The organism is Streptomyces sp. NPDC026589, from assembly GCF_040638385.1.
Classification (GTDB): Bacteria; Actinomycetota; Actinomycetes; order Streptomycetales; family Streptomycetaceae; genus Streptomyces.
The window spans coordinates 105,726-131,656 of record NZ_JBEZYG010000003.1; the positions used below are offsets into that span (position 1 = coordinate 105,726).

The 25,931-nt window shown below is 69.4% G+C and carries 25 protein-coding genes and 1 pseudogene; 1 reads left to right on the forward strand and 25 read right to left on the reverse strand.

Annotation, left to right across the window (positions count from 1 at the left end):
- Nucleotides 1-374: 374 nt before the first annotated feature.
- From AB0F29_RS06380 to AB0F29_RS06435, 12 genes and pseudogenes are all read right to left on the reverse strand, one after another.
- Nucleotides 375-734 carry a sulfotransferase gene (locus AB0F29_RS06380; RefSeq protein WP_361868701.1) on the reverse strand — a complete coding sequence of 120 codons (360 nt, stop codon included), beginning with the start codon at nt 732-734 and terminating at the stop codon, nt 375-377.
- Nucleotides 695-1,387, reverse strand: a pseudogene (locus tag AB0F29_RS06385) (sulfotransferase); the annotation flags it as partial. The pseudogene AB0F29_RS06385 and the gene AB0F29_RS06380, both read right to left, overlap by 40 nt.
- Nucleotides 1,388-1,995: 608 nt before the next feature.
- Entirely contained in the window at nt 1,996-4,587 is a 2,592-nt protein-coding gene (locus AB0F29_RS06390) for a TniQ family protein (protein WP_360780866.1), read from the reverse strand.
- Entirely contained in the window at nt 4,584-5,720 is a 1,137-nt protein-coding gene (locus AB0F29_RS06395) for an AAA family ATPase (RefSeq protein ID WP_361867994.1), read from the reverse strand. Before AB0F29_RS06395 ends, AB0F29_RS06390 begins: the two co-directional genes overlap by 4 nt.
- On the reverse strand, nt 5,717-7,897 hold the full coding sequence (locus AB0F29_RS06400; protein ID WP_360780872.1) for an integrase: 2,181 nt from the start codon (nt 7,895-7,897) through the stop codon (nt 5,717-5,719). Before AB0F29_RS06400 ends, AB0F29_RS06395 begins: the two co-directional genes overlap by 4 nt.
- Nucleotides 7,894-8,598 (reverse strand): TnsA-like heteromeric transposase endonuclease subunit, encoded by a 705-nt coding sequence (locus tag AB0F29_RS06405; RefSeq protein ID WP_360780875.1) that lies wholly within the window; start codon nt 8,596-8,598, stop codon nt 7,894-7,896. The genes AB0F29_RS06400 and AB0F29_RS06405 overlap by 4 nt, the downstream gene beginning before the upstream one ends.
- Nucleotides 8,599-8,716: 118 nt before the next feature.
- Nucleotides 8,717-9,475 (reverse strand): glycosyltransferase, encoded by a 759-nt coding sequence (locus AB0F29_RS06410; protein WP_361868704.1) that lies wholly within the window; start codon nt 9,473-9,475, stop codon nt 8,717-8,719.
- 47 nt (nt 9,476-9,522) lie between these two features.
- The gene (locus AB0F29_RS06415; protein ID WP_361867996.1) at nt 9,523-10,080 is read right to left on the reverse strand and encodes a hypothetical protein; all 558 of its coding nucleotides are present in this window, start codon (nt 10,078-10,080) and stop codon (nt 9,523-9,525) included.
- Between the two features lie 18 nt (nt 10,081-10,098).
- Entirely contained in the window at nt 10,099-10,635 is a 537-nt protein-coding gene (locus tag AB0F29_RS06420) for a hypothetical protein (RefSeq protein WP_361867999.1), read from the reverse strand.
- Between the two features lie 84 nt (nt 10,636-10,719).
- Nucleotides 10,720-11,493: a hypothetical protein gene (locus AB0F29_RS06425; RefSeq protein ID WP_361868001.1), complete on the reverse strand. Its 774-nt coding sequence runs from the start codon at nt 11,491-11,493 to the stop codon at nt 10,720-10,722.
- 41 nt (nt 11,494-11,534) lie between these two features.
- Entirely contained in the window at nt 11,535-12,470 is a 936-nt protein-coding gene (locus AB0F29_RS06430) for a hypothetical protein (protein WP_361868003.1), read from the reverse strand.
- 140 nt (nt 12,471-12,610) lie between these two features.
- Nucleotides 12,611-13,396: a hypothetical protein gene (locus tag AB0F29_RS06435; RefSeq protein WP_361868006.1), complete on the reverse strand. Its 786-nt coding sequence runs from the start codon at nt 13,394-13,396 to the stop codon at nt 12,611-12,613.
- Nucleotides 13,397-13,542: 146 nt separating this feature from the next.
- Here AB0F29_RS06435 and AB0F29_RS06440 point away from each other — a divergent pair, with 146 nt between their 5' ends.
- Nucleotides 13,543-13,839: a hypothetical protein gene (locus AB0F29_RS06440; protein WP_361868008.1), complete on the forward strand. Its 297-nt coding sequence runs from the start codon at nt 13,543-13,545 to the stop codon at nt 13,837-13,839.
- A 144-nt stretch (nt 13,840-13,983) separates the two neighbouring features.
- Here the strand turns inward: AB0F29_RS06440 and AB0F29_RS06445 are convergent, their stop codons facing one another.
- The 13 genes from AB0F29_RS06445 to AB0F29_RS06505 all read right to left on the reverse strand — a co-directional run bounded on the left by AB0F29_RS06445 (nt 13,984) and on the right by AB0F29_RS06505 (nt 25,487).
- Complete coding sequence (locus tag AB0F29_RS06445; protein WP_361868011.1) at nt 13,984-14,916, reverse strand: hypothetical protein; 933 nt, start codon at nt 14,914-14,916, stop codon at nt 13,984-13,986.
- Nucleotides 14,917-15,196: 280 nt separating this feature from the next.
- Complete coding sequence (locus AB0F29_RS06450; protein WP_361868014.1) at nt 15,197-15,769, reverse strand: hypothetical protein; 573 nt, start codon at nt 15,767-15,769, stop codon at nt 15,197-15,199.
- A 69-nt stretch (nt 15,770-15,838) separates the two neighbouring features.
- Nucleotides 15,839-16,159, reverse strand: coding sequence for a hypothetical protein (locus AB0F29_RS06455; protein WP_361868017.1), 321 nt, complete (start codon nt 16,157-16,159; stop codon nt 15,839-15,841).
- A 254-nt stretch (nt 16,160-16,413) separates the two neighbouring features.
- On the reverse strand, nt 16,414-16,908 hold the full coding sequence (locus AB0F29_RS06460) for a hypothetical protein (RefSeq protein ID WP_361868019.1): 495 nt from the start codon (nt 16,906-16,908) through the stop codon (nt 16,414-16,416).
- A gap of 5 nt (nt 16,909-16,913) precedes the next feature.
- Nucleotides 16,914-17,753, reverse strand: a complete 840-nt coding sequence (locus tag AB0F29_RS06465) for a ParB N-terminal domain-containing protein (protein WP_361868022.1) — start codon at nt 17,751-17,753, stop codon at nt 16,914-16,916.
- A gap of 78 nt (nt 17,754-17,831) precedes the next feature.
- The gene (locus AB0F29_RS06470; RefSeq protein WP_361868024.1) at nt 17,832-19,346 is read right to left on the reverse strand and encodes an ATP-binding protein; all 1,515 of its coding nucleotides are present in this window, start codon (nt 19,344-19,346) and stop codon (nt 17,832-17,834) included.
- Between the two features lie 28 nt (nt 19,347-19,374).
- Nucleotides 19,375-19,812, reverse strand: a complete 438-nt coding sequence (locus tag AB0F29_RS06475) for a DUF6238 family protein (protein WP_361868026.1) — start codon at nt 19,810-19,812, stop codon at nt 19,375-19,377.
- A 24-nt stretch (nt 19,813-19,836) separates the two neighbouring features.
- On the reverse strand, nt 19,837-20,325 hold the full coding sequence (locus tag AB0F29_RS06480; protein ID WP_361868028.1) for a DUF4259 domain-containing protein: 489 nt from the start codon (nt 20,323-20,325) through the stop codon (nt 19,837-19,839).
- A 13-nt stretch (nt 20,326-20,338) separates the two neighbouring features.
- Nucleotides 20,339-21,808: an SCO6880 family protein gene (locus AB0F29_RS06485; protein WP_361868030.1), complete on the reverse strand. Its 1,470-nt coding sequence runs from the start codon at nt 21,806-21,808 to the stop codon at nt 20,339-20,341.
- 76 nt (nt 21,809-21,884) lie between these two features.
- Nucleotides 21,885-23,261 carry an ATP-binding protein gene (locus AB0F29_RS06490; RefSeq protein WP_361868032.1) on the reverse strand — a complete coding sequence of 459 codons (1,377 nt, stop codon included), beginning with the start codon at nt 23,259-23,261 and terminating at the stop codon, nt 21,885-21,887.
- Nucleotides 23,262-23,282: 21 nt separating this feature from the next.
- The gene (locus tag AB0F29_RS06495; RefSeq protein WP_361868707.1) at nt 23,283-23,951 is read right to left on the reverse strand and encodes a hypothetical protein; all 669 of its coding nucleotides are present in this window, start codon (nt 23,949-23,951) and stop codon (nt 23,283-23,285) included.
- Nucleotides 23,951-24,268 (reverse strand): DUF6112 family protein, encoded by a 318-nt coding sequence (locus tag AB0F29_RS06500; RefSeq protein WP_360781319.1) that lies wholly within the window; start codon nt 24,266-24,268, stop codon nt 23,951-23,953. Before AB0F29_RS06500 ends, AB0F29_RS06495 begins: the two co-directional genes overlap by 1 nt.
- 88 nt (nt 24,269-24,356) lie before the next feature.
- Nucleotides 24,357-25,487: a C40 family peptidase gene (locus AB0F29_RS06505; protein WP_361868035.1), complete on the reverse strand. Its 1,131-nt coding sequence runs from the start codon at nt 25,485-25,487 to the stop codon at nt 24,357-24,359.
- Nucleotides 25,488-25,931: the final 444 nt, after the last annotated feature.

Genomic DNA, 25,931 nt, shown 5'->3' on the forward strand with positions numbered 1-25,931 from the left:
AACGCTCGGTCAGCTCCCTGACGTTGCCGCTCAACGGGTCTCCGTCTGCCGGTATACGGCTGCGCGTCCGTCCTCCCCGCCCGGGAACGTGCCGCACACCCGGTTGACCCGGAACAGCTGTTCAGCGCAGTGGGGTGACCGCCGGCGAACAGGACGGCAGGGCAGTGGCCGGTCGGTGGCGTACCGCGTCGCCCGCCTGTCCCGGACACCCTGGGCAGGACTGGTCTGCTCTTTCGGATCCGTGCTGCTGGGCGCGACGGGACCGGACCGTGCCGGCGTGCCGGGGCGGCGGTATTCCGGTGGGAAGAACCTTCCCCGGGAGGGGCTGCTGAAGACCGCCTGACCAATGCCCCTCCAACTTCCGCCGAGCAGCACTAATCCGCGGCGTTTCCCGTGGCCGCCAGGTAGTCGGCGAAGGCCCGGTGGACGGAGGCGGAGTCCAGGCCGTAGCGTTCCAGGGTGTAGAGGTGGTCTGGGGTTCGCCGGTCACGGGCGGGGACGTGTGGGCGGTGGTCCATGCCCAGTCGGGCCAGGACCTGTGCCGCAGTGCCTGCGGGGTCGGCCACCAGGTCGCGGTAGGACACGTCGATGAACCGTTCGGGGTCCGCCTTTTGGCGGGCGGCCGTGGCGCGTGCGGTGGCCTGGGACCATACCGCAGCCAGTCCTGTCCCAGCAGGGCGAGGTCCACCCGGTCGGTGTGCAGGCCCATCGTTGTCTCGGTGAGGCTGCACCACGAGGGCAGGGTGGTCTGCGGGTTCCGGTGCACCCAGACCACGGTGGCGTCGGGGTAGGCGGAAAGGATGGCCTCCAGCGCCCACAGGTGGGAGGGGCACTTCACCACCCAGCGGGACGGCGTGCCGGTGTCCATGAAGCGCAGCTGGTGGCCGAAGTAGCGGTAGTCCTCCGTGAAGTCCCGGCCTTCCAGCCATCGGAGGTATCCGGGGACACGTACGCGGGTGTGATGGAACAGGCCGTGCGGGAGGAGGAAGCTGCACTCCTCGGGGCTCCGCGCGTCCAGCGGGTGCATCGCCCGCATGGCAGGCGCCAGCGCGTGAGTGGTCTGGGCGATCCGGTGCGCACGGCGGATACGACGTGCCTCGTCGGTGCCGCGAGGGCGGGGGTCGTTCAACTCGTACAGCCGTGGTGCCCGCAGCGCCGGGGCGTCCGCCAGCAACCGGTGCAGCAGAGTGGTGCCGCTGCGCGGCAGACCCACCACGAAGACCGGCCGGTGGATCGGCCGTGCGGCCACGGCATCGCACCAGCGGGCGCTCTCCTGCTGCATGCGCAGTCGGATCGCCAGCCGGCGCACGATGTCCTGGCGCAGCGCGAGACGGCCCAGCGGCGACACGTTCTCGGCCGTGGCGAAGGCGTCCCACACCATCGCCATCCCTCCCAGGAACTCCGGGTCCACCTGGCACGCGGTCTTCTCCAGGGCTCTGGCCCGCTCCTCCAGCCGGGAGACCGGCACACCGGCCCAGGCCCGGCTCTCACCGGCCCACGGACGCAGTGCCGTGTTCAACAGCGGGACCCATACCGCTTTCCGCCTCACCGCCAGCCACCGCCTCAAGTAGGAGCTCCGTGCAACCGCTCTTGGGTCCCACTATGTTCGCGGGGGTGCAGGCTGCCGTCGAGAGCGACGGCAAGCTGATCTCATCTCCCGAACCCACGGCAGCCGGCGGACAGTGCCGATCTCAGGAGCGGTTCGACGAAGCCCAAAGCCGGGCGCGCTTTCCACGACCGCCTGCAGGCGCGGGGCCACCACTCCGGGACCGCGGTGGCAAGAAGTCGCCCTGCCCGCAGCGTTGCCGGATCACAGTCGAGCTCACGGTGACGGCCGCCGTCGTCGCGAGGTCCGGTCGATCCTGCGCGAACGCCACGGACTGCGGCCCTTAGCCGCCCCACCGGCTACCCGCCCGGGTCATGGCAGGGACCGCCCCGTCCCTGCCCAGTCTCAGACCGTGAAGTTCACCCCGGCCCGCCGTCTGCTTCATGCAGTCAGGCCAGTGCTGGAGTGACGCCGGCACGGTGCCGCGATTGCTGGTCGAGCAGGTCGAAAAGGCGTCGTGCTTCGTCAAGGAGCGCCTGGCCGCTTCGCGTCGCGACGACGGGGCGTGTGCGGTGGTTGAAGATCTCGAACCCGGCGGTAGTCTCCAGCATCTTCAGTCGGCCGTTGAGTGACGTGCGGGGGATGCCCAGGGTGAGCGCGGCTGAGCGGCGTGTGCGGTGGCCGGGGATCAGGAGGGCGGTGCGCAGCCATTCGGTTCCGCCCTGGCGGGTGCTGATGTGTTCCATCGGTACTGACAGGGGGATGCCGAGGTTCGCGAAGGGGCTAGGTTGCCAGGCCGGAGGTGCTCTGTGGCCGGGCGGGTGGCGGGGGATGCCCCACGCGTCGAGGAGGGGGGAGACGTTCGTGGCGGGGGCGGATAGCTCGCGGGCGATGTCGGCCACCGTTCTGCCTTTGTTGTGGTACTCGGTGCGCAGCCATGCCGGATCGACGGACTGTTTCAGTTCGCCCGGCGCTCGGCGGGGTCGCAGCGGGATGTTCGCCTGCTTCAGCGCGGTCTTGACGACGGCGGTGGTGCATCCGGCGAGTTCGGCGATCTGCAGCTGTTGCAGGCCCTGCTGTTGGTAGAGGTCGCGCAGTTTGTCGGGGACCAGGTAGCCCTGGCGCGGTGGGCGAGGGTAGTTGCCCTTGTTGTGCGGGCGGGTCTGCGCGCTCAGGCGGCGGCTCTCCATCAGCAGGCGCAGCTGGTGCACCGTGAGGCCCAGGGCCCGGGCGACGTCACGGGCGGTGGAGTCGGGGGTCAGCAGGGTACGGACGCGTTTGGTGGGGAGGTCCAGAACTGGTTGGGGCAGGGCGATGGTGTCGAGCCAGTGTGCGGGCGGTTCCCAGGTCACCGGCTCGTCGGTGATGTGGTGGGCGGCGAGGTTGCGGTGCGCCTGCTCGTTGAGGAAGGCGTGGATCTCCGGGTGGGTCCGGTAGGCGAAGCGGTGCGTCCAGGCGGGTGCGTGGTTGCCGGGCTGCGGGTCGGCCCCGAGGAGTATTCGCCGCAGCTGCCAGCGCAGCCGTTGCAGGTGGACTTGTTGGAACTGCCGGGTGCCCAGGCTCTTGCAGAGGAGCCAGTGGGCGTTCTCGTCGAGCAGCAGCGGACTCGCCTCGTCGGCGAACAGGGTTCGGCGGCGTGCGTAGTCGATCGGTACCTCGTGCGCGTCGAGGACGCGTGCGTAGTGCGTCAGCGTGCTGCAGATGTGATCGGCGTCGACGAGCGCCAGCAGGGACTCCAGGTTGCTGCGGAACTGCGGGTTGCCCATGATCCGGGCGGCTTGACGATGTCCGGCCGGCCCACCGGGAACGAGCATGAGGCTCGCGCAGGCCCGCCGGATGCCCGAGATCCGCGGCTGGTGCGGGCTCTTGGGCGGCAGCAGCCGCAGTGTCCAGGACGGCCAGAGCATCCCGGGCGTCTTGGACGCCCGCACGGTGATGTCGGCCTCGCTCAAGCAGGGCACGGCGGGCTCGGCGGTCGCTGTTCCGTAGCGCAGCCGGGCCTTGAGCGTGAGCTGCCTGTCGGACGCGGCGAGGATACGCTTGATCACGCGAGGGCCTGCGGGGCTCCAGTTGCGCAGGTACCGCGTCGGGTGCTCGCGCAGCTCACCCAATTCGTGGTCGGGAGCGAGGCACATCCACGCGAACATGTCTTCGCGCAGCGGATGCTCGGGATCGGTGGCGATGGCGGCCAGGGTGGTCCCGATGGCAACGTTGCGCGCGTCGTGGATCTCCATCGCCGCGGCGCCGGCGAGAAGCTCGCCACCGCAGGCCGTGATGATGTCCCGCGCGATGGGCGGCACGATTGCCGGGCGGGTGCCGATGCTGCGTAGCGCTCGTCGTCCCAGGTGTGACAGCTCGCCGGCCCGTTCCCGCGCCGCAGCACTGCGATGCTCCGCGATGACCTGCGCGTTGACGCCGGCCTGGGCCAGCAGGACGGCATCGCCTTCGGCGAGGAAGACAGCGGGGGCTTCGGCCAGGGGATAGCCGCAGCGAGTGCCGCGGCCGTCGCGCTCGGTGAGGGAACGGCAGGCTTGTGGCCGGGGCAGCATGCGGTGGTTGCCGCCGCTGAGTACGGGCGGGTGCTTGCCACAGCGGGGGCACCGTTCGAGGAGCAGGAGCCGGTGGCGGGTGCAGGCGAAGGTCCAGCCCAGGCGCCAGTGCAGCTGCCACCGGCCCCCGTTGTCGGCCAGGCAGGCGGGGCAGTAGCGCGAGGTGGTGCCGTAGAACCGCCAGTTGGCGGGCGCAGTCAGCCGGCGGGTCTGCCCGGTGATCCGCACGAGGGAACCGTCGAACGCCTCCAGTGTCATCGCCCTCAGCTGCTCGGCTCCGATGCCGGTGCGCCGCTCCAGCCGCTCCAGCTCGCCTTCGGTGAGGCGCCGGACCATCCTGCGCAGGGACGTGTGCGGCAGTCCCAGGTAGTCGGCGAAGTCAACGGTGTGCGTTCGCAGGCGGTGCGCGTAGCGCTCGCACCAGCTGTCCAGGGCCTCCCCCGGGGAGGGCGCTACCCCGATGGGGATGCGCTCGTCGGTCCAGTCCGTCATGCCGACTTCCTGCGGCGTCGTGGATCCTGGGCCGGCCGTGTGATCTTGAGGCCGGCCTTGATCTCGGCCTCCAGTTCCTTGCGGGCCTCCTCGGCCGCGGCGTCGTTCTTCACCTGGTTCATCAGCCCTTCGTCCAGGCGCTCGTTCCCACCTCGGATCGCGCGCAGGCAGCCGCGGTTGATCAGGGACATGAGGGAGGCGAAGTGCCCGGTGGAGCGGGCGAAGAGGTAGTCCGAGAGGTCCTCGGCGAGCATGCCGGGGTACTTCTCGGCCAGGACGAGCTTCTGCTCGATCGTCTTGAGCAGCTGGCGCCACTGCAGGCGGCCCTCGTCGTCATCGACCTGGAAGGGCAGCAACGTCAGCGCCGTGGTACGGCGCCCGAACTGCGCGAGCGGACTCTCCCTCGGCGAGAAGCCCTCATGGAGGATGCCGCGCTCCTGGACCCCGACGCCCACGTAGATGAGGGTGACGGGGAAGACGTTGGAGAGGTACTTGAGCTGGTTGGCCATGCGGACCAAGTTCGACGTCGATCCGGCCAGGAAGTGGATGTCGTCGATGACCATGGCCACGGTCTTCATCGACAGAACCGCGTCCACGGCCCGCTCGGCCAGCGTGTCCGCGTCTCCCTTGACGGGCAGCCCGTAGAACCGGCAGATCGCCGCGTTCAGACCGCGGATCTGAGTGTTGCCGCTGAGCGCGATGTAGATGACCGGCACCCGCCGGGCACCATCCGGCGTGGTGTCTCCGCGCAGGTTGACCTGCCGTTTGAACAGGTCGCAGCCGTACGCGCGCACCGCCGTGCTCTTGCCGAGTCCTGGGTGGGCGTCCACCAGGGCGGCCGGTTTGGTCTTGTTGCCGTCCTGTCGGTTCGACTCGACGATCTCGCGCAAGTCCGCATGGAGCGCGAGCAGCTGCGGGGTGTCGATGGGGCCGATGTTGGCGTGCCAGACCTCCCGAGCGTCGTTGTGGACCGCGAGCGCGCGCGGAGCCAGCCCAGCAAGCTGGGCGCGGGTCAGCTGCTCGGGCCGGGTCCGGTCGGGTCCGTAGACCTCCTGCAGCCAGCCCGGAAGGCGGGTGGGCGAATACTGGCGGTCGTTGCCCTCGAACGGCGCGGGGCCGTCGGCCGTACTCAACGGCTCTCCCAGACGTCTGCGTAGTACTCATCCTCATCGACCAGCCCCGCGGTCTCCTCGTCCGCCGGGGCCGCCTCGCACTCCTCGTCCTCATCGTCGTCCCCGCCCAGGTCCTCATCCGCAGGCGTGATCACCTGCAACTCCGCTGCCGGCCCTGTGCCTGTTCCCGCCTCCGGTGAGCCGAGCACTGCCAGGCGGCGCACGGAAGGGAGCTCGGCGATCGCCTCGGCTTCGGGGTCGCCTTCGCCGATCAGGTGCCGACGGTCCTGCGACAAACGCACCGCCATGCGCCGCTCGGTCCGGTCCACGGTCAGCCCGGCGCCCCAGCGTTCCAGCAACTCGATCAGGGCGCGCTTGGTGTCCGGGAAGCGGTGCGTCTTGGCCGCGATCCGGCGTGCGTACTTCAACGCTTCCAGGCTGGCCGGCCCGTTCAGGGCCGGGGCATGCTCCCAGTCCAGCGTGTGCCACAGGTGAAGCTGTTTCGGATCCTGGAAGTAGATTTTCCTGACGTCGGCGCGATCCACAGCGACGGGCCACTTCCCGGCGTGCTCACCGCGGTGCGGGCTGATCCGGTTGCGGTAGTCGTTGAGCCCGTCACCGTTGTAGCGGAGCCCGTTGATCTCCACCCCGTAGTGGTGGATAGGGCGCCACTCCTCTTCCAGGAACTCGAACGCGAGGCCCGGCCGCGACGGGATGCGCAAGGGCCCTGCCCGGTTCACGCCGTGCTCGAACATCTCCAGCGGGCTCAGCTTCAGACCCGGGACCTCCGGGACCGTCAGTCCTCGGTGGTGCCGCCGGTGATAGACCAAAGTGATCCACTCGCGGATGATCATCTCAAGCTCGTCCAGGAAGAAGTACGCCTCGTCCTCTACCTTCTCTCCCCGGCTGTGCACGTCTGGCCCCTTGTAGCCGGGAAGTGCCGCCAGAAGCCCCTGGTTCAACGACTTGAACCACCGTTCCACCGGCTTGTCGGTCGGCGTGTAGGGACGAGCCGGCTGCAGGGAGATGTCGAGCTTCGCACTGACGCTCGCGATGTGGTTCGAGACGTAGATCTTGCCGTGGTCGTAGATGATCGTCTCCGCCGCGACCGCGGGCAGCAGCGGCTGGCCGTGCGCGTCCACCAGCTTCTCCGCATCGAACACCACCGTGGAAGGAACCCCGCAGTACGGAAGCGGCTCGCCCGTTCCGGCAGGCGACACCTCCCGCGGTCGGATCGTCTCGAACAGCACGCCGGCCACATCGGTCGACTTCGTCGATACCGGCGTCAGACGCAACCCGGCAATCACCTTGCTGTAGAGGTCCATGGCCACGGTGAGTTCGCACTGCACCCACCGGCAGGTCACCGGCTCCATCGCGAAGACATCCAGGCTGTTGGTGTCCAGCACGATGTACTCGCCCGGGCGCGTCGCCCGCAGCTTGCCGAAGACCCCCTGCGGGCGGTTCGCGATGGACCGCTTCCCCTTCGTGCTGCCGTCGAACGCGTTGGTCCCCCGGCCGAGTTCCTTCAGCAGTGCATAGCCTGTGGTCTGCTTCGGAATGCTCACCACACCACGGCCGTACTTCTTGGCCACCCGTTCTTCGATCTCCGCGAGCACCAGGCCACGAACCGGGCGGCTGGACTTCTCCAGCCTCCCGATCACCGTGCGTGCCATCTCCAACCAGCGCGGATCTGCCCGATCCAGCACACTCGTCGCCTGGCGCTTGCTCACCAGCCCGGCCGGCCCGTCCCGCTCAACCTTGGATACCCATCGGCGGACCGTCGCTGGATCGACTCCGAGCTCGGCGGCCTTTGCTCGATACCGTCGCATCAAAGGCACCTCTGGCGCATAGTCCGGTCGCGGCTCACCCTCCAGAGCCAACGCGGAAGAACCCAGTTGAAAGCCGAAGCGAACCTCCTGCACATGCCGGAACCGAACGGTGAGCGCGTCGTTCTCCGCACTACTGATATCGCCCAACAACGCCGCGGCCGCCGGCTCCGCGGCCAAGGTTTCCACCAGGAACTTGGTAGAGGGGTGGGCCATCAGCACCGACAGGTCGACCTGCCGCCACGTGGGGCGGCCCTGCGCCGACATCTGCTGAAGGAGGATGCGGCGGCCCTCGATCTCCGCGATCGTGAACTGCTCACCGTCATAGGTGAGCGGCAGTCCTGTCCGTAGTGTCGTAGTCCACGCGTTCACACTGACCTCCGCAGAACCCAGTTGCCACTCAGCGGGCGGGACAGATCAGTGGTCAGCCGGCCAGACCACACCAGCGCCAAAAGCGGTGGCCGCGCCTCATGGTCGTGGCGCCCAGCTGCCAGCCGTCGCTCGGCGACACCGAGTCGGTCACCGTCCTGCACGCTTTCCCAAGCGCGTTCGATCTCGGCCTCTGGGACCACGCCCGGGCGGCGGTAAGCCGCGAGGAACCGGACGTTCTCCAGGACTACCCGGTCCACCCCGGACCAGATCTCGTACTCCCAACCGTGCCGTTCAATCAGTTCACCCGGCCAGGCCAACGCCTCCGCGATCTTCGGATCCGTGAGCCGATCCGCAGGCTTGACGTTCACCACCCGCACCGTTCCCGACTCCATGATCAGCAGGAAGTCCGGCACGTGCCGACGTACCCGACCGCCTACCCGGGCGGTCAGGTGGCACGGCTGGGCATAGATCCCACGCACAGCAGGATCCATGTCAGCCAAAAGAAGCCGAGCCAGCTCCAAGCGGCTCTCATAGACCACCGGCCCGGCCGTCGTTGCCGACGAGTACCGCCCTGAGTAGTGAGCCTGACCATTGACGGAGCGAAACTTCCGCCATGGAACCGACCACGTGAAATCCGCCAACCGCAGCTCCTTGAACAGAACCTTGCGCACCGACGCGTCGTCGTAGCGCACTGACGCCATCGGCTGCTCGTACCTCGCGCGTACCCGTGCGGGACTCCGGATGACCATAGACCGGAAGCTAGTTACCGTCCGGAGTCAGTGCGCACAGATCCTCGGAATTGCGCATTCGGTGCGCATCTCACGGGTACAGTGCGCACCGGTTCGCGGAACCTACATCCGATCCGGACCGGAGGGCCGATTGCAGGGCGTGTCCGTACTGCCAGGCGTGCGTGCGGGCGGCAGTCTCCAGCTGGTCATAGCCGCGCTGGGCGGTCATCTGGCCGGGGTGTTTGCGGTAGCGGTAGACCGGCACCGGTAGCAGGATTCCGGGGGCGAGGCACGTGACGGCGAGGGAGCAGTAGTCCTCGCCCTGGACGAGGCCGCCCATCGGGGCTGCGCGCGCCAGCTCGGTGCGGGCGAGGATCGTCGTCGGCCCGAGGGGGATGGTGTCGTTGGGTGTCGGCCAGTGCGTCCACACGTCACCGGACTCGTGGCGCCCGGCTGGCGTTGGGCACCGCCACGGGGTGGTGGTGCCGTCCGGGTGGAGGTCTTCGCTCCAGCCGGCGCACCATCCGACCCCGGTCGCGCGGAGCGTGTCGAGACGTATGGCCATCGCATCGTCGGTGAACTCGTCGTCGTCGTCGGCCCAGTTGACGTACTGAGTGCGGACCTGGGCCAGGGCTAGGTTGCGGGCGCAGGCCGCGCCGACCGGTCGCGGCAGGGCGAGGGTACGGACGCGCGCATCCTGTGCGAGCGGCGCTGGCAGGCGGTGGGGATCGGCGCCGTCGAGAGCGATGACGGCCTCCCACGGCACGGACTGCCGGGCGAGGCTGGCGTGCAGGGCGGCGAGGTAGGCGAGCCGGTCCTCCCGCAGGCGGGTGGCGACGACGACCGTGATCGAAGGGGCGGGCAGATCGGGCTCCGGAAGTGGTACGGGCGTGGGGGTCAGCGTCGGCCAGAGGTGTGGGACGCGCTCGTGGCTACGGGGCCGGGGGAGGGCGGTTCGGTCGTGATGGACGGCGCGACGCGAGGCCAGGCTCCGGGGTTGTTGAAGTCGGTTCGAGGGTCGGTGTCCCAGGCGATGACGGGCCCCGAGGCGAGGCGCTGCGCGGGGATGACTTCGATGCCGGCGGGGCGCAGGACGTAGACCCATTCCAGGTCTTGCTCCGCAGCAGTCGAATCGGTGACGGTCATGCGGGTCGGCGGGGAGCCGTCGGGAGTGACCAGGTTGTCCAGGGTGCTGCTTGGCCAGTGCTCGCCGCCGGCCAGCGCGGCAATGATCTCGGCCGGTGCTCCGTCGAGGAGGTCGCTGCCCAACTCTTTCCAGCCGATGGCGACGTCGTCCACGAGATGCCGTGTCATTGCTTCCAGGTCCTGGCGGAAGTGGTACTGGAAGGCGGCGAGCAGGAAGGGCAGCTTCGATGAAGGGTCGCCGTCGTAGTGCACGTAGATGCCGGTGTATCCGTTCGAGGTGGGCCGCGCGATGTAGGAGGGGGTCGACAAGGGGAGTCTCCGGAGGTGCTAGCGGCCTGGGGCACGGCCGTTGTGCCCGTGTGTCGTTGGTGGCAGGCCCGGTTCGGGCGTCGGCGCAGTCGGCGCAGTCGGCGTCGCGGGGGGTGTGTCGTACTCGGCGCGAAGAGCGCCAAGGTCCGCCTCGTTCGAGATGCCGAGTACGGCGACAGCGCAGTTGGCGGCCCTGATCAGCAGTTCGGGAGGGGATCCTGGCCCGGCCGACAGATGCTGGTCGCCCCGCTGTGCGATGGTGGTGAGGAAGTCGAACACGGCGTGCAGGGTGGGCTGAGCGGCGTGCAGAAAGTGCCGGGTGACGGCGCTTACCTCGGCGGGGGTTTCGGCTGCGGCGAGGGCAGCCCGGAAGGGGGCTGTATCCGGCGTCGGCAGGGGCTCGGTGGGCAGCGGGTGCTCGGCGAGGAACACTTCAGCATCGCGGCGGGCCCAGCGCTTCAGGTCGTTGGGGGTTGCGATGCCGAGGCGGGCAGCGGTGGTCTGCTCCGAGGTCCGGCCGACGTTGTCGTTGAGCTCGAAGTCGGGGTTGGGCATGCTCTGTTCCTGGATAGTTGAAGACGGTCCGCCGCGCCGATCGCATGAAGCGACGGCGCAGTCGGGCAGCGGCAACCGCGTTCGTCAGATCGTGGTGCGGGGTGCCCGTGGCGGACCGCCCGTACCTGGCCGCTGGGGCAGGGGCGGTCCCACCGGTACGGATGAGGTGGATGTGCGGCCGTCGGCCTGCCTGGTGGTGATGCTGTACCCGAGTTGCTGCAGCCGCCGGACAGCCTTGGTGGTACGCCGACCGACGTCAGGGGGCCAGGTAGTGGCGGGGAGCTGACAGTGGCCGGTCGCCGGATTGAGGACGAAGCCCTCCTTCACCAGCAGCTCGTGCAGGGCGCGGGCGTAGGCCACTTCCATCCGTGGCCGACCGTTCGGAGCCAGGGTCACGGTGATGGGCATGCCCGGTCCGGGGCTGGTGTTGCTCTGTGCCTTCATCGACGCGAGGCGGAAGGCGAGCAACTGGCGCCTGCGGATCAGCGCGGCGGCCCTGACTGGATCCGCGGGCGCGGTGATGCCGCGGGGCGGGGCGATGCCCTGAGCGTGAACGGGCTGAGTGCCGGCGGGTAGCAGGGGCGCGACGATGACGTCCGCCGTACGGCTGGGGTGTCCGGTGACATAGAGCTGCAGGCCGGCGGCGGAGGTGATGACGCTGCGCTCGTGACCGCTGTCGGTGACGGCGGTATGGGCGAGGGGGCCGGAGTCCCAGAGGCGGGAGGCTGCCGGGTCACCGGCCAGGGGCGTGCCGTGGTTGTCGGACTGCCAGAGGCCGGGGAGCCGGGTGGCAAGCTCCCGGGTGAAGGAGCTGATATCTGGACGAGGCAGAGGGAGACCTCCTCGGGCGATCGGCAAGGACAGGAACGAAACTGGTCAGAGGAGTCGCTCCCCGGTCTCTACACGGCGGTGCTCGGGCCGGTCGCCTTGGCGTCGGTCCGGCGGCATCCGTAGCCGAGCAGGCTCGACGGGCCGGCTGCGGCGGGCACGGCGGCGATGTCCGAGCAGGTGAACGTGTAGGTGAAGGCGGGGCTGGGAGTGGTGCCGAGCCAGGCGCGGTCGTACTTCTCCGGGACGATCCGCAGCCCGGGCTCGGCGACGGCATCGTCCTGGACGTGCGTGTGGGAGAAGATCACCAAAGTCCCGGTCGCGGTCTTCAGGGCGTAGGCGCCGGGATACTGGGCCTTGCCGGCGGTGAACCGGGTCGTGCCCCGTTTTCCGAACTTCGCCACGGCCGTGCGGTGGACCTTGGCCTGTCGCTCGGACGCCTTCGTCGGGGTGAAGACCTGCGACACTCCGGTGGTGAAGTTGTCGCCGACGGCCGAGCGGAGTGTGCCCACGGGGGCGGAGAGCTTGGGCGAGGCGGGATCGACCGCGGTGGCGTAGCCGTCGGCGTCGAGCAGGATCTGCGGGAGGTTCTGCGGGTCGTCGATGTCGACGGTCGAGACCATCTCCCACTGCTTCGTCTCCGTATTCTGCGCCAGGACCAGAACGCGGGCGAGCTGCTCCTTCGTGCCGGCGCGGGTGACGGCGGCGAACCAGCGCTGCTTTCCGGGGGCGAGGCGGGGGATGTAGACGTCGGTCTTCGCCAGGATGTACGCCCACGGGCGGTACGGCTTCCGGTCGGCCTTCGGCAGCCCTCCTTCTTCCTTGAGGTCGGCGAGGGACATGGCGTGCTGCGGTCCGCCTTCGACGGTGTCCAGGAGTTCGCGATCCTTGCTCATACGGGCCAGATTGTTCATCTTCGAGTAGTGGGCGAGGGCGTCGCGGGCAGCGGCCGGGGTGAGCGCCGGGGTCGGCTTGGGGGCGGCAGTGGCGCTGGGGGAGCGCTTCACCTTGGTGGCCTCGGAGGCGTCGCCCGTCGTTGTGCAGGCGGTCGAGGCCAGTGCGACGGAGAGGGCCGCGGCGATCAGGGACAGGGTGCGGTGAACGGGGAGAATGAAAGGGTTCCTTGCGCTGTGAATGGGCTGGGGGGCTATCGGTGGGGAGCGGACGGAACCCTGCTGCCGGCCGAGGGCGCTGCCGGGCGGGGGAGTGCCGTAGCGGGCGGGGCGGTCTCCGGCCTGCTGGGGCGCAGGTTGACGCCGATGCCCTGAGCGACGAGCGTCTGGGCCATCGCCTGCAGACGACGTGCCTGGGCGACGTCGCCCCACGCGGCGGGCAGCAGGACCGCTTCCTGGTGGGGGTGGTACTGGAAGCCGTGGGCGAACAAGGCGGCTCGGGCGTCCGGGGGAACGCTGTCGTACGGTGCTCCGACGGCGCCGTCGGCGTAGTAGGCCAGGGTGAGAACTTGTGCGGCCTGGGCTGGTGCGGGCCGGCGTGGAGGCTCGGGCTGGTCTTCCACGTTCTGGAGGACATCCCACAGAGCTTGTGTGTACCGGGGGAGGAGCCGACGGGAGACAGCTGCGGCTGCGCGTTCGGGGTCGCTGGGGACAGCGATGCCATCCGGTTCTGCGACGTCGTCGAAGTGGTGCGGCCTGATGCCGTTGCCGACGGGCTCGAGCGGGGCGACCACGTACTGGTGCGGGTAGAGGGGACGGTCGGTGACGTAGAGCCGCATGCCGTCGGGACCGTGCAGCACGGCGTCGTGGGGCAGCACGTACGTGCTGCCGATGTGGCTGACGTGCCCGGCATCCCAGAGTTGGTTGGTGGTCGGGTACTGGGCTTCGTACGTGGCGTGACGCTGGTAGACACTGGTCCAGCCGCCCGGCAGGCGCTCGGCCACGCCGGACGCGAAGCTTTCGAGGTTCGGGTGGGTCAAGGGCAGCGTCCTGTCTGGAGAGCACGGCGGGGGCGTCCTCAGCGTGTTCTCCGGGCCGATGTAGATGTAGGTGCCGGCTGGGGGCTAGGTCGTTGAGGGCTGGAGGCAGTGGTGGCACTGTGATAGGCGCCCAATACGGCCTTGAGATGCGTGATGGCGTCGGCCCGACGGGCGGCCAGGATGTCGATCTGCGTGCCGGAGCTCTGCAGGACGCCGAGCGCGTTGGCCGTCATGGTCCCGGCGGCGACGCGCGTCAGGTCTGTGGCGGCCCAGGAGCAGCGATCGACCAGCTCGCCCTGCAGGTGGTCGAGCTGTCGTGCGGCGCGCACCACAAGCCTTGCGAGTTCGTCTTCGGCGCTGCCACGTGGGTGGAGTCTCCGAAGTGCGTCTGGATGCGTGTGGAGGGCCTCGGCCACAAGCCGCTGTCCGTGGGTGACTTGTGAAATGGGCTGCTGTGACTGGTCGTTCACGCTGTCGCTCCGACTGGGGTGGTGAGGGAGGCGAAGTCGAGTCCGTACTCGTCGTACGAGTCGATGTGAAGGCCCCCTCCAACGAGGTTGGTGGGTGTAGGTGAGGCTGCTCCGAGGTCAGCGCGTATGCCGTGGGGGTGTTGCCGGGAGAGGTCGTGGTGGAGGCGACGGCGCACGGACCGGGGAGAGCGGGAGTTGGGGCGCCGGGGCGAGCGGCGTCAGTGCCCGCATCCGGGCTTCTGTCGTGTCCAGGGCCTCCGTGAGAGTTCGTACCCCGGCTGCGGCATCGGCGAGGTCGTAGGACAGGTCGAAGCCGTCGTCCTCCTCGGAATCCTTGGCCTTCTCCGCTGCTGCCTCGAAGAATTCGCCGAGCCGTTCCAGCAGACCATTGGCCGGGTCCAGGACCTGGTGCAGCAGGGCAGCGGCGTCTGCAGGTGACTCCGTTCCATTGAGCTGGTCGGTCAGCGCGAGCAACGCGTCGCCGTAGGCGTAGACCGGGGCGTGGCCGCCTGAGTCGGAGGCGACGGGGGCCTTGGAGTCGTGGTGCGGTGACGTAGCCGCGATTACGCTCCGCTCTCCTGTGGACGGAGCGGAACTCGGCAGTAGCCCGAGTTGATCGAGATGCTGGTCGATCGCTGCGATCAGAGGCTCGGCGCTGCCCCCATGGAGGGCCTCTGGTTGCGGGGCGCGACTGGGGTACGCGGGGGGAGCAGAGTCGTAGATGCGCTCGAACAGGCTCGATCGCTCGCTCACGCGCTCACGGGTCACGATCCATCCCTCCGGATCCCCGGGCGGGCGGTCGGAGGGCGGCTCCTGCGGCGGGCTGATGATCAGGTAGCTGTCATCGGGGAGCGACACACGCACGATGTAGGCGCTGAGACCGAACTCGACGTCGCACGTGAATCCGCGTTGCCGCAGAGGGGTCGTGATGTGGGCGTGGCGGCGCCACAGCTCCTGCCACCAGCCGGTGTTCACGTTGCGGTGGTCGGGGAGCGGCGCGAGCGGAGCTGTTTCGGCAGCGTGTGGAGTGTTCTCCTGGTCAGCGGCCACGGCTTCTCCTGCGGGGGGACGGCGATCGGAGCGGCAGAGTCGTCCGGGGTCTGGGATCAGCTTCCAGCTTCGGAGCCGGACCGAAGTCGAGTTCGTATTTGTCGTAGGTGGTGATCCTGTCGTGTTCCAACTGGTCTTCGCGGTCGGCGACCTGTTCCATGAGGTCGTCGTGTTCGGCCTGACACTGCTGGTATTCGGCCCAGTCGGCATCGTTGAGGTGAGTGGGGCGTCTCAGAGCATTCCTTGGGGGAGTGGGTGGGTGGCCTCGGGCTCGGGGCGGTCAGCGGTGGTGACCGCCTGGACTCGGTGGCGGAGGCTTCGGCGGGCCGCCCGGGCGGGTGAGCTGTGCGAGGAAGCGTTGAAAGCCGAGATGGTCTTCGAGTTCTTTGCCCGCGTCCCGAAGGGATTCGGAGGTGCGCCGCAGATAGGCACGGCCTGTGGCGTGGTCGTGGACCATGTTGTTCGTGAGGTAGTGCCGGTCAGCCGGGTTGGTGGCCCGGAGCAGGGCCAGAGCGTGCTCCGCGGTCTCGGCGAAGTACGGGGCTGCGTGGCTCGACATGGTCGCCGCCAAGGCCAGATGCTTGAGGACGGTGCTGCCGTCGCGGGTGGCGTGAAGGGGGCTCCGGGCGAATCCGGTGGTGAGCCGGAGGACGTCGCGGGAGAGTTCCTGTGCGTCGGTGGCGTGCTGGAGCAGCACGGTGAAGGAAGGCGCCACCGGTACTTGCCCGTCCTCGGTCAGCAACTCCCATTGCTGGGCGGCCTTGTGTGCTTTGTCCTTCATCTCGTTGAGCGCTCCGATAAGGCGGAGCGCGTCATCGCGCGGTATCAGGTCGCGTTGGAAATCGGGCTTCACGGGGCTCTTGCTCCTCGGCCAGGGACGGGTTCGCGGGAGGCGGGCGCACCGGGAGCCGCTGGCGGAGAGTTATGGGTGGGGTGCGGAGCCGGGGGGTGGAGGAGGGGGTGGGGCCGCCCGGGGCGTGATGCCCCCTGGGTGCGAGCTGGACGACGGGGTGGAGCTGGGGGCCGGGTCGTAGGCGGCGCGCAGTCTGCGCAGGCCGGCCTCGTCGGCGAAGGCAAGAGCGGAGAGCGCCCGGCTGGCTGCCGTCATCAGCAGGTTGGATGGAGATCCCGGGGCGGCACCGCGATTTTGTTGCTGCCACCGGGCAGCGGCCAGGAGGTAGTCGGCCAGGGCCCGTACCGTCGGTTCGGCGGCGTCCAGGACGTGCTCGGTGACCGTCTCCACCTCCGCCGGGCTCTGGGCCGCAGCGAGGGCGTCCAGACATGGCGCGAGATCGGGGGCGGGCCAGGGACCGCGGGGAAGTGGATGAGTTGCGCGGAAGGGCTCTGCGTCGCGTCGAGCCCACCGCTTCAGGTCGCCGCGGGTGGCGAGGTTGTACCGGGCGGCGTGGATCTGGTCGGCGTCGCGGCCGACGTTGTCGTACAGCTCGAAATCTGGATCGTGCGGGGAAACTCGGAGGTCCTTCCGGTGAGTGCGGGCTACAGGTCCTCAATGTCGGGGAAGTCGGCGAGGGCGTCCTGCTGGTAGTGGAAGACGGCTTCTTCGAGGGGGGCGAGCCGTTCGTATCCGGGGTGGGATCGGAAGGCGTCGGTGCGGTCGGCGATGTACTGCTGGGTCTCCGCCTCGGAGGTGAGGATGCGGATGGCGTTGCGGGAGCAGATCCGTCCCCACTGGGTGATGTCCGTGGGAGTGGCGTCCTTCATCCATACCCAGATGCCGTTCCCGAGCTTCAGTACGGCGTCGGGGTGATAGAGACCGCCGGTCGTGCGGCGCCGGCGCGGGCTGTGGCGATCCCCCATGTCCCGGATGAGGCCCTGACAGCCCTTGGCGAGCGCCATGGGGAGCAGGTCTTCGTGCTCGGCCAGTTCCTTGGCCAGCTCGCTTTGGAGTTCGTCGGTGTGGATGCGCCCGCGGTCCGTGGTGATCCGCCGCGCGACCTCAAGGACGACGTTGCGCAGCGCAACGGTGGACATGTGTGTCACGGCAACTCACGCTCCTCCCACACGGAGGCGGCCTCGGCCAGGGCGCTGGCCGCGTGCTCGATGACCTCCCGTGTCACCGTGCGCCCGGGCGGTGCCAGCTCGGTGTCGTAGAGAGCGAAAGTACGCGTCCCGCGTACTTGGGCGAGAGAAGGGAGAATCTCGCACAGCAGGGTGGTGGCGACGCGGCGTTGGCGAAGTTCCTCTTCCTGCCGTGCCTTGAGTTCCGCCCAGGCGCCTTGCAACGTCAGTTCCCCCTCCACCACCCGGTCGGCGAGGGCAGTGTCCGCCGCGCGCAGCTTGGCCAGCTGAGCCTCGGCCGATTCGGTCTGCGCCTTCTTCTGCCGGGCGGTTTCGTAGGCGCGGTCCAGCCCGACGGCACCGCTGATCACGGAGTCGACGAGTTCGGGTGCGTACCGCCAGACGACGTTTGCCCGTCCGATGACGGCACGCGCGACGCCGAGCTGTTCCTCGATCTCTCGGACCGTGTGTCCCGAGTCGGGACAAGCGTCCTGTCCCGAGTCGGGACGGGCTTCTTGTCCCGAGTCGGGACACGCTTCGAAGCCGAGATTCGCACGGGCCTTGACAGTGATCATCGCGCAGACCCCCTTGGAGAAGCTCCGGCGCTTGAGGTTCACGGACAGGCTGTAGACGTCGGTCCCGGCGCCCTCGTACGTAACGAAGGTCGGCTCGATGCGTAGGCGCTCACAGGCCGCCATTCGGCCGCGGCCGTCGAGGATCCGTCCTGCTGGGTCCAGAACGATGGGCTGGAGAAGCCCGTTCTCCTGGATGTCGTGCATGAGTACGGCCAGATCGTCCTCGTCCAGCGCCGGGATCATGGAGTTGGTGGGGTGGGATTCGATGACGGGCTCCGTTGGATGGTGTCGTACGTGGTGATTCTTGAGCTCGGCGCCTTTTCAGTGCATGCGGGCGTCGGTGTCGAAGAGTGCGAGTTCGTGGCTGTGCAGGAGGTGTTGCACGATGAAGCTCCGACCTGCGACCTTCCACAGGCCGCGCCCGCGGTTGAGCTGTGCGATGGCGTTCATCTCGACGGAGGTCAGGCCGAGGAGTGAGGCTGCGGCGTGGAGCTGGTCGGTCTCCTGGCGGTAGATGATCCGGGTGCTGCAGTCGGCGAGGAGCCCTTCGGCTAGGGCGCGGCCCTGTGATCCGGCGTCGCCGGCAGTGAGTAGGTCACTGAGCCGGTGGATCACCAGGAGGTTGGCGATGCCGAGGCCGCGGCTGAGCTTCCACTGGCTTTGCATGCGCTGCAACAGACCGACGTGTCGCATCAGCCTCCACGCCTCGTCGTACACGATCCATCGCCGTCCGCCGTTCGGATCGGAGAGGGCGGACTCCATCCAAGCGCTCGCGCAGGTCATCGCCAGGACGAGGGCGGTGTCGTCACCGCTGCCGCCGAGGCGGGAAAGGTCGATGGTGAGCATCGGCGCGGTCGGGTCGAAGCTCACGGTGGAGGGGGCGTCGAACATGCCGGCCAGGTCGCCATGGACCAGGCGTCGCACGGCGTGGGCCAGGTCGCGTGCGGCGTCCCCGAGTTGACCCGACATCACTCCTGCCGCTTCGTCGAGCGCGGCCGGGTCATTGAGGGTGGCGGCGACATCCCCGAGGAGCGGGGTGCGGTGCGTGTCGTCGGCGCGGGTGACGACGGCGTCCAGCGCGACGTCCAGGGCGGTGTGCTCCATGGGCATCAGGTCTCGGCCCAGGACGGTCCGGGCCAGGGACCCGAGGAGGAGAAGCCTGCGCTTGCGGATCTCCCCGACCCAGTCGGCCTCGGAGACGCTCTCCGGACGTGGGGCCGCATCCAGGGGGTTCAGACGACCCGGCAGCCCGGGGCCGAGAGCGACGGACCGGCCGCCGAGGGCTTCCGCCACCGGCGTCCACTCGCCCTTCGGGTCGCACGGCACGTAGACGCGATAGCCGAAGGCGACCGAACGCACGGCGAAGGACTTGGCGAGCGCGCTTTTGCCCTGGCCGATCACGCCGGCGAGCAGCAGGTTCGGGTTGGTGAATCCCTCGATGCGGCCGTACAGCTCGAACGGGTCGAAGACGAAGCTGGCCTCGGCGTGGACATCCCGGCCGATGTAGATGCCTTCGGCGCTGAGCCCTCCTTCAGCGAGAAAGGGGTACGCGCCGGCTGCGATAGCGGTCGTCATCCGGTGGGCGGGGAGCCGAAGTCGGGAGCCGCGTGCGGATCCTGGCCCTGGTCGTCCGTTGGACGGGTAGAGGGGGGCGGGCATCGTGTGCTCGTCCGGTGCCGCGTCCGCCGGACGGGAGAGCGCTTCGGCCTGGGCCTTGGCCAGGGCTTCGGCAAGTTGGCGGTGGGCGGCCTTTCGGCTGGCCCGGTCGGTGGTGTGCGGGGTGAAAAGGGGGCTGGCGGAGGCGCGGCGTCCGCGGCGGCCGGGACGGTGGTTCATCCGGGGCCCTCGGTTCGGCGGGTCGGGCTCACCGCACGCAGGCGGTGGTGCGTGGCGGGCTGGTGAGGTCGGTAGGGGTGGTCCTGCGGCGGATGGCGTGTCCGGCGGCAAGGTGGCGCTGGCAGATGGTGAGGACCGGTGGCCCCTCCGGAAGCTGGTCCGGGCGGCACTCGGTGGAGGCGGCGGAGGCCGTCGGCAGGAGGTGGAAGGCTGCGTGGACCTCGGCGGTTGCCTGCCACAGCCGGGTGTGCGCGGTGGCGAGATGCCGTCCGGCCGCAGGGTGCGGGGGCCGGGTCGCCTCGGCGAGCTGGTCGAGGAGTTGGTGCAGTCCGGTCAGGTGGGCGTGCAGTACGTCCACGTGAACACGGTCCGTGTCGCGGCCGGGCAGGTTCCTGGTGTGGTGGCGGACGCCCGCGGTGGCGGCGCGGAGGTAGGGGTGTGTGTCGGGCGCGGCATGTGCGTTCAAGAAGGTCCTTGTGGTGCGGTGGGATCAGCGACGGCGTGGTCCCGAGGCGGATGTGGCGGGTTGCGCCTGCTGCGGGGGGATACCGAGGTGCGCACCTCGCTGCCGCTGTGGCTGGTCCGAGTGCTCTGTGAGTGCCTCGTGCAGCCGTGCGAGGTTGATCCGCCACTCGTCACGGAGACGCGTGCTCGACCAACTGCCTGCCAAAGTTTCGGAGTTGTAGATGCGGACGAGCGCTGCAGCCGCGAGAGGGCGAAGATCTAGGGGGAGTGGCGGCGTGGGTCGGTACCACGGTGGCCGCCATGGAGCGCTGAACCGCTGTCCGCCGGGACACTGTTCGGCGATCACCGCAGCAGCGGCTACCGCCTCCTCCCAGTCACCGATGGTGTCCGCTGACGGCCGGGAGAGTGTTCGGCGGAGGAGTACTTCGCGCTCCGATGGATCTGTTCCGGAGAGCAGGTCCTCGAAGTCACCCGCCTGGTCGTTGTCGAAGGGGCCGGTTCCCCAAGTGCCCATGGGGCTTCCGTTCTTAGAGAGTGGTGCGGGCGAGGGGGAGCGCGGCAGCGGTGAAGGCGACGGGCTGCTGATAGGTGAGGCGCCGCAGGTCCACGCCGGCGCTGACCGCGGCGGTCTCGATGGTTGCGCAGGCGGCGTCGAGAAGGGCGTCGGTCTCGGCGGTGACGGTGACCAGCCCGGTCAAGGCGACGTCGGCGTGCCCCGCGATCAGCTGGCGTTCACGCTGTTTGGCGTCGGCGTACTCGATCGAGTCGGCCTCGGCGTCGACCTGGCCGCGCCGGGCGCGTTCGCTGGCGTCCGCGATGATCGCGGCCTTGCGGCGCTGGACGTCGCGCAGCGCGGACTCGAAGCCCTGGGGTACGTAGATGAGGGAGAGGCTGCGCCGGACTCCGGCAGTGAACATGAGGCCGTGCAGAAAGCCGGCGGAAGTCTCGGTGCGGGGCCAGTTCTCGACCCAGTAGGTGACGTGACGCGCCGTGTCGGTTGCGACGCGGTCGCGTTCCTCGACCTGGACGACGGGGCCGGCGGCTGCCGGGTCGGCTTCCGCCCGGCCGGCCTCGGACCACTGCTGCAGGGCCGAGAGGGCCTTCGGGTCGTAGGCGGTACGGATGACGGCGGCGATCTCCCGGGCGTTCAGCCAGCCGGTGATCACCAGCCCTGCGTTCCGGGCAGCCTGGGCAACGCTGGCCGTGGTCTGCTCCATGACCGTGAAGGCGCCAGGCAGCCCGCCACCCGCCTGGGATATCAGACGCCGGGCGGCTTTCAGATTGAGCGAGATCGCGATGTACGTCTCGTGCGGGGCTGCGGCAGGCCCGGCGGCGGCAACGAGTTCGGAGTAGACCTGGCCGGCGACCGGGGTTTCGGGGCGGCCGTTGCGGGTCCAGTGCCGGGCGAGGGTGTCGCCGGAGTCGGGCACGGTGCGCTCCAGGACCTGCACGGTGGCGACGTGCCCGGTGCGGGCGATGCCGGCGAGCGCCCGGCCCCACCCGTGCACGTGCTGGTTCTGCGTTGCTGGGTCGAGCAGGACGAACGCCCTGGAACTGACGCGGGCGACGGCGGTGAGGGTCTGCTGGTGCGGGTCGTGGACGGCGGCGGCCTGGTTGGCCGAGTCGCCGGGGGTGACCACCCGCAGCGAGGCGGTGGTGCCGGGCAGGTGAAGGAGGCCGTCCTGCCGGGGGCGGGTGACGGGACGGGCGAGCCACAGGGTCTGCCCGGTGCTGTGCCGGTAGACGTACCGCAGGACGATGGGCGCCCAGTCGATCATGGACCGGCCGTGTCGACGGATCACGACGAGGGCGGCGACCGCAGCCCACAGCGGGCCGAGGACGATGGCGCCGAGGAGTCCGGTGGAGACGAGTGTCACCAGCAGCAGGGCCAAGGCGCAGGAGGTGAGGAGGAGCTGGGGGAGGGAGAGGCCGAGGAGGATGCCCCGGCGGGAGCGGTGCGGAAACTTGACCGTGATCGGAGCAGAGAGGTCGGACAAGAGGTTGGTCCTGAAGGGTGCTGGGGCCCGGGGCGAGAGGTGTGAAGCCGCTCGTCCCCGGGGATCGGTCAGGTGGTCAGAGACCGCTCGGCGAGGGGGGCGGTGGCAAGGCGGGGTCACTGGCGCCGGTTCCGGCCGTGCCGGTGGAGGGCTGTGCGGCCTGCGACGGTGGGCCGCCGGCCGGAGGACCGGACTGCCATCCGCCCATGCCCTGCGCGACGCCCGGGCCGGAGCCACCGGACGCCGGGCTGCCGCCCATCTGCCCGCTGCTGTCGTCGGTGACGCTGGTCGGGGCGGGCTGGACCGCCTTCTCCAGGCCGGACTTGATCGCGTCGCCACCGGGTGAGAGGCCGGAGCCTTCGTCCTGGGAGCCGTCCTGATTTCCGCCCGACGGGTTGGAAGCGATATCTCCGGGGAACCCTCCGCCGCCGGGAAGCGCGTCGGGCCCCTGCGCCGCGACGTCGCCGCCTGCGGCTGCGGCACCGCCGGTTCCTGCGGTGGCCGCCATCGAGGCAGTCTTCCTGCCCGCACGCTCGGCGTGCTGCTTGGCGAGCTGCGCCCCGGCTCCGCCGGCGCGGTGCAGTCCCTCGGCGTCCGACCCTTCCGCTGCCCAGTGGACGAATTTGAAGGTGGCGTACGGGCACAACAGGACCAGAACCATGATCACGACGCCTGCGAGGACGTCGGCGAGGGCGCCCAGGCCGTCCTTGGACTGGGTGTCGCCCATTGCGGCGATCCCGAGGACGAAGATGATGGTCATCAGCAGCTTCGAGACCACGAGGGTGGCGGTGGCCTCGATCCAGCCGCGGCGCCAGCGGCGCGCGGCTTCCCAGCCGCCGCCGGCTCCGGCGAAGGCAGCCAGCGTGACCATCACGAGAATGCCCACCTTGCGGACGAGCATGACGCACCAATAGAGGGTGGCGCCGATGGCTGTCGCGATCGCGACGCCGACCATGACGAGCCAGCCCAGCTGGGTGACCGCCGCGAGTTGGCCGACCTTCACGATGCGGCGGACCGCGCTCTCGATGTTCAGGCCCGCGCTGGCGAGGAGGCCGGCCGAGAGGGCATCGACGACCTCGATGGCGACAGTGGTCAGGGAGACGGCCGCGAAGGCGAAGAGTACGCCGGCCGCAGTACCGCTGAATGCCTGGGCCAGCGCCTGGCCGTCCCGGCGAACAGCAGCACGCACGAGCTGGGCGCAGAACGTCGCCACCAGGGCCACCAAAGCGATGGGGAGGATCGTCTCGTAGTTGTCGCGGAACCACGATGCGTTGAGGTCGACGTGGGTCGTGTTGTCGACGGCCTTGGCCGCCAGGTCCACGCTCGTGGCGGCGAGTTCACCGGCGGACTTGGACAGCCAGTCGCCGATCGCCTTGCCCGGATCGGAAGCGAAGTCGACCGCCTCGCCGACCGAGCAGAGTGCGTCCGTGAGGGGAAGATCGCAGAACGCCATGGGGACTCCTTTCGGTCAGGGTCAGGGGGCGACGGTCGGCGCGATGGCTACGAGGGTGCAGTCCTTCGAAGGGCGGCACTGCACGGCGAGCGTGATCGAGCGGTCCTCCGCTCCGCCACCGCCCTTAGCCCAGGCGATGGTCTGCTTGCCGGTGACGGTCACCGCGTAGATGTGCGCTTGGGCAATCGCCGACGGGTCCTCGGCGAGGGCCTGCTTGAAGGCGGCCGGGTAGTGCCCCTCGGAGGCGACGGCGGTGGCGTACTGGCCCTGATCGGCCATCCGCGCCCACAGGGCCGGGGTCGGCATCTGCGCGGACACCGAGACCCAGTCGACGTACGGATACTCCTTGGTCATCCACGCCCGCATGGCGGTGAGCTGCTGCTCGTGGCTGGTGATGCGGGTGTCGTACGACCACAGCATCTGGGCGGCGGCTTTGGCGAACTGGACGGGATCGGAGATCCGGGGCGGCCGGGCTACCGAGCCCGTCCCGGAGGACGGCTCCGTTGCTACGGGGGCGGCACTGCGGCTCGGGGACGCTGGGCTGGGATGAGAACTGGGCCGATCGGCAGGCCCGCTGATGACGGCGGTGAGGACGGTGATGGCCAACAGACCGGCCAGGACCGCCGCCGCTACGGCGATGCGGCGGCGGGAGGACCAGCCGAGACCGAATGCGGAGATGCGCTTCTGTATCACTGGACCTGCGATCCGAGGTTGCTGAAGAAGGCGATCACGCCGTTGGCGGCACCGAGGCCGAGCGCCGCGCCCGCCGATACGAGCGCACCCTTCTTGCCATTGGCCTCGGCCTGGTGGCCCCCGCTGTGATGGCCCCACGCCCAGACGCCGAGGCTGACCGCGAGGGCGCCGACCACGGCGATGATTCCGAACAGATTGATGCTGTTGACGACGGTCTTCAGGACCGACAAGCCGGGCAGGCCGCCCCCCTTGGGGGAGATGCCGGGATCGTATGCGAGGTGGATGAGGCGGTCGGCGAGGTGGGACACGGGTATGGCGGGTCTCCTTGCGTGCGCAGGCCGAAGAGGCCCGGCAGACGGGCAGGGGAAGGGAAGGGGGACGGCGCGAGAAGAAGGCCCGGCGTCAGATGACGCGGCGGGCGAGCAGGACGTCCATGCTCGTGATCGGCACGATCCGCACCGGTTTGCCGGTGCGCGGGGCCTCGATGACCAGGCCCCTGCCGATGTACATCGCGACGTGCTCGGGGCGGGCGGCAGTGCCCCGGCTGAACACCAGATCGCCGGGCTGCAGGGCCTTGACCGAGACGGCTTTGCCATCGGCGATCTGGGAGTACGTCGTGCGGGTCAGGGAGATGTCGACCTGGCGGTACGCCTGCTGCATGAGGGAGCTGCAGTCGCAGCGGCCCATCGGGTCTGGCCCGCGAGGGTCGGTGCAGTGGCCGCCCCACTGGTAGAGCGTCCCGAGCTGCCGCATCGCCCAGAGGATCGCCTTCCGGGCCCGCGGGTCGGTGCCCTTCGGGATGGAGTAACCCTTGGGAACCTTGCCCTCGGGGATGTCTCCGAACGACGTTCCTTCGTCGGCGGAGCCGCAGCCGGGCCCCGTGGCCGACTGTCCGGCGCTCTGGTCGTCACCTTCGGGGCCGCCGTTGCCGGGGAAGGTGGTGGCGACAGCCTTCTGGAGGGCGGTGGCGAGCGGTTCCCACTGTGCGTACGCATCCGGGTAGCCGGAGCGCTGGACAGCCTGGGCGGCCTGGGTGATGGTCATCTGCTGCCACCCGCTGACCTTGACCAGCGCCTTGTAGAAGCGCTCGCTGGCGTAGACGGGGTCACGGATCTGCTCGGGGGTGCCCCAGTTCTGGCTGGGCCGCTGCTGGAACAGGCCGAGGGAGTCGCGGTCGCCGTAGGCGAGGTTGCGCAGCCGGCTCTCCTGCATCGCGGTGGCCAGCGCGATGATCTGCCCGCGCCTGGGCACCTTCATGCTGACGCCGGTGGCGACGATCGTCTGGGCATGCGGAATCTGCTCACCGGGCAGGTCCAGGCCCTCGATCTCGACATCGGCGGCGTCCGCGCCGTCGAGGATCTTGGCGACCTGTTCGGTGATCTTGTCGGTGTCCAGGTCGGGCAGGCACTGGCCGATGGTGCCGGCCACGGATGCAGCTGCGGCTTCTCTGGAGCTGACCAGCGCCATGGCCTGGCCGCCCAGGAGTAGAGGAATGAGGAAGACGACGCCGAGGACGGCGGCGAGGGCTTTCAATCCGGGAAGCCCGCGCTGCGGCCTTGGGCCGCGGGCTGGCTCGGGTAACGGGCTGTCATGCAGAGTTCCTTGAGGTGCGGGTACGGCGCGCCGCGCGTGCTCGGGGGTGACGCGGAAGAGGGCGCGGCTGCCGGGGGTGGGCGGTCGGTCAGGGGAGTTGGTGTCGGTGAGTTGCCGCTCGCTCGACAGGGCTGCGGAGCTTGATGTGCCGGGGCAGAGCGGTTCCCGCGAGGTATGTGATGGGAGCGCCATCGGCGGTAAGTGCGCCGGGCAGTTCAAAAACAGTAGGCGGAGATCGGCCGTTGACCAAGAAGTCGGCGCTGGGTACCGGATTCCGGTACATCAGCGGAAGTCTCCTTGGCCATCGGCAGAATCGCCTCTACAGTTTTTGAACTCCCCTTGCTTTCCCCGTGGCGCGGTCCTGGGCTGCTTCATGCCCAGTTG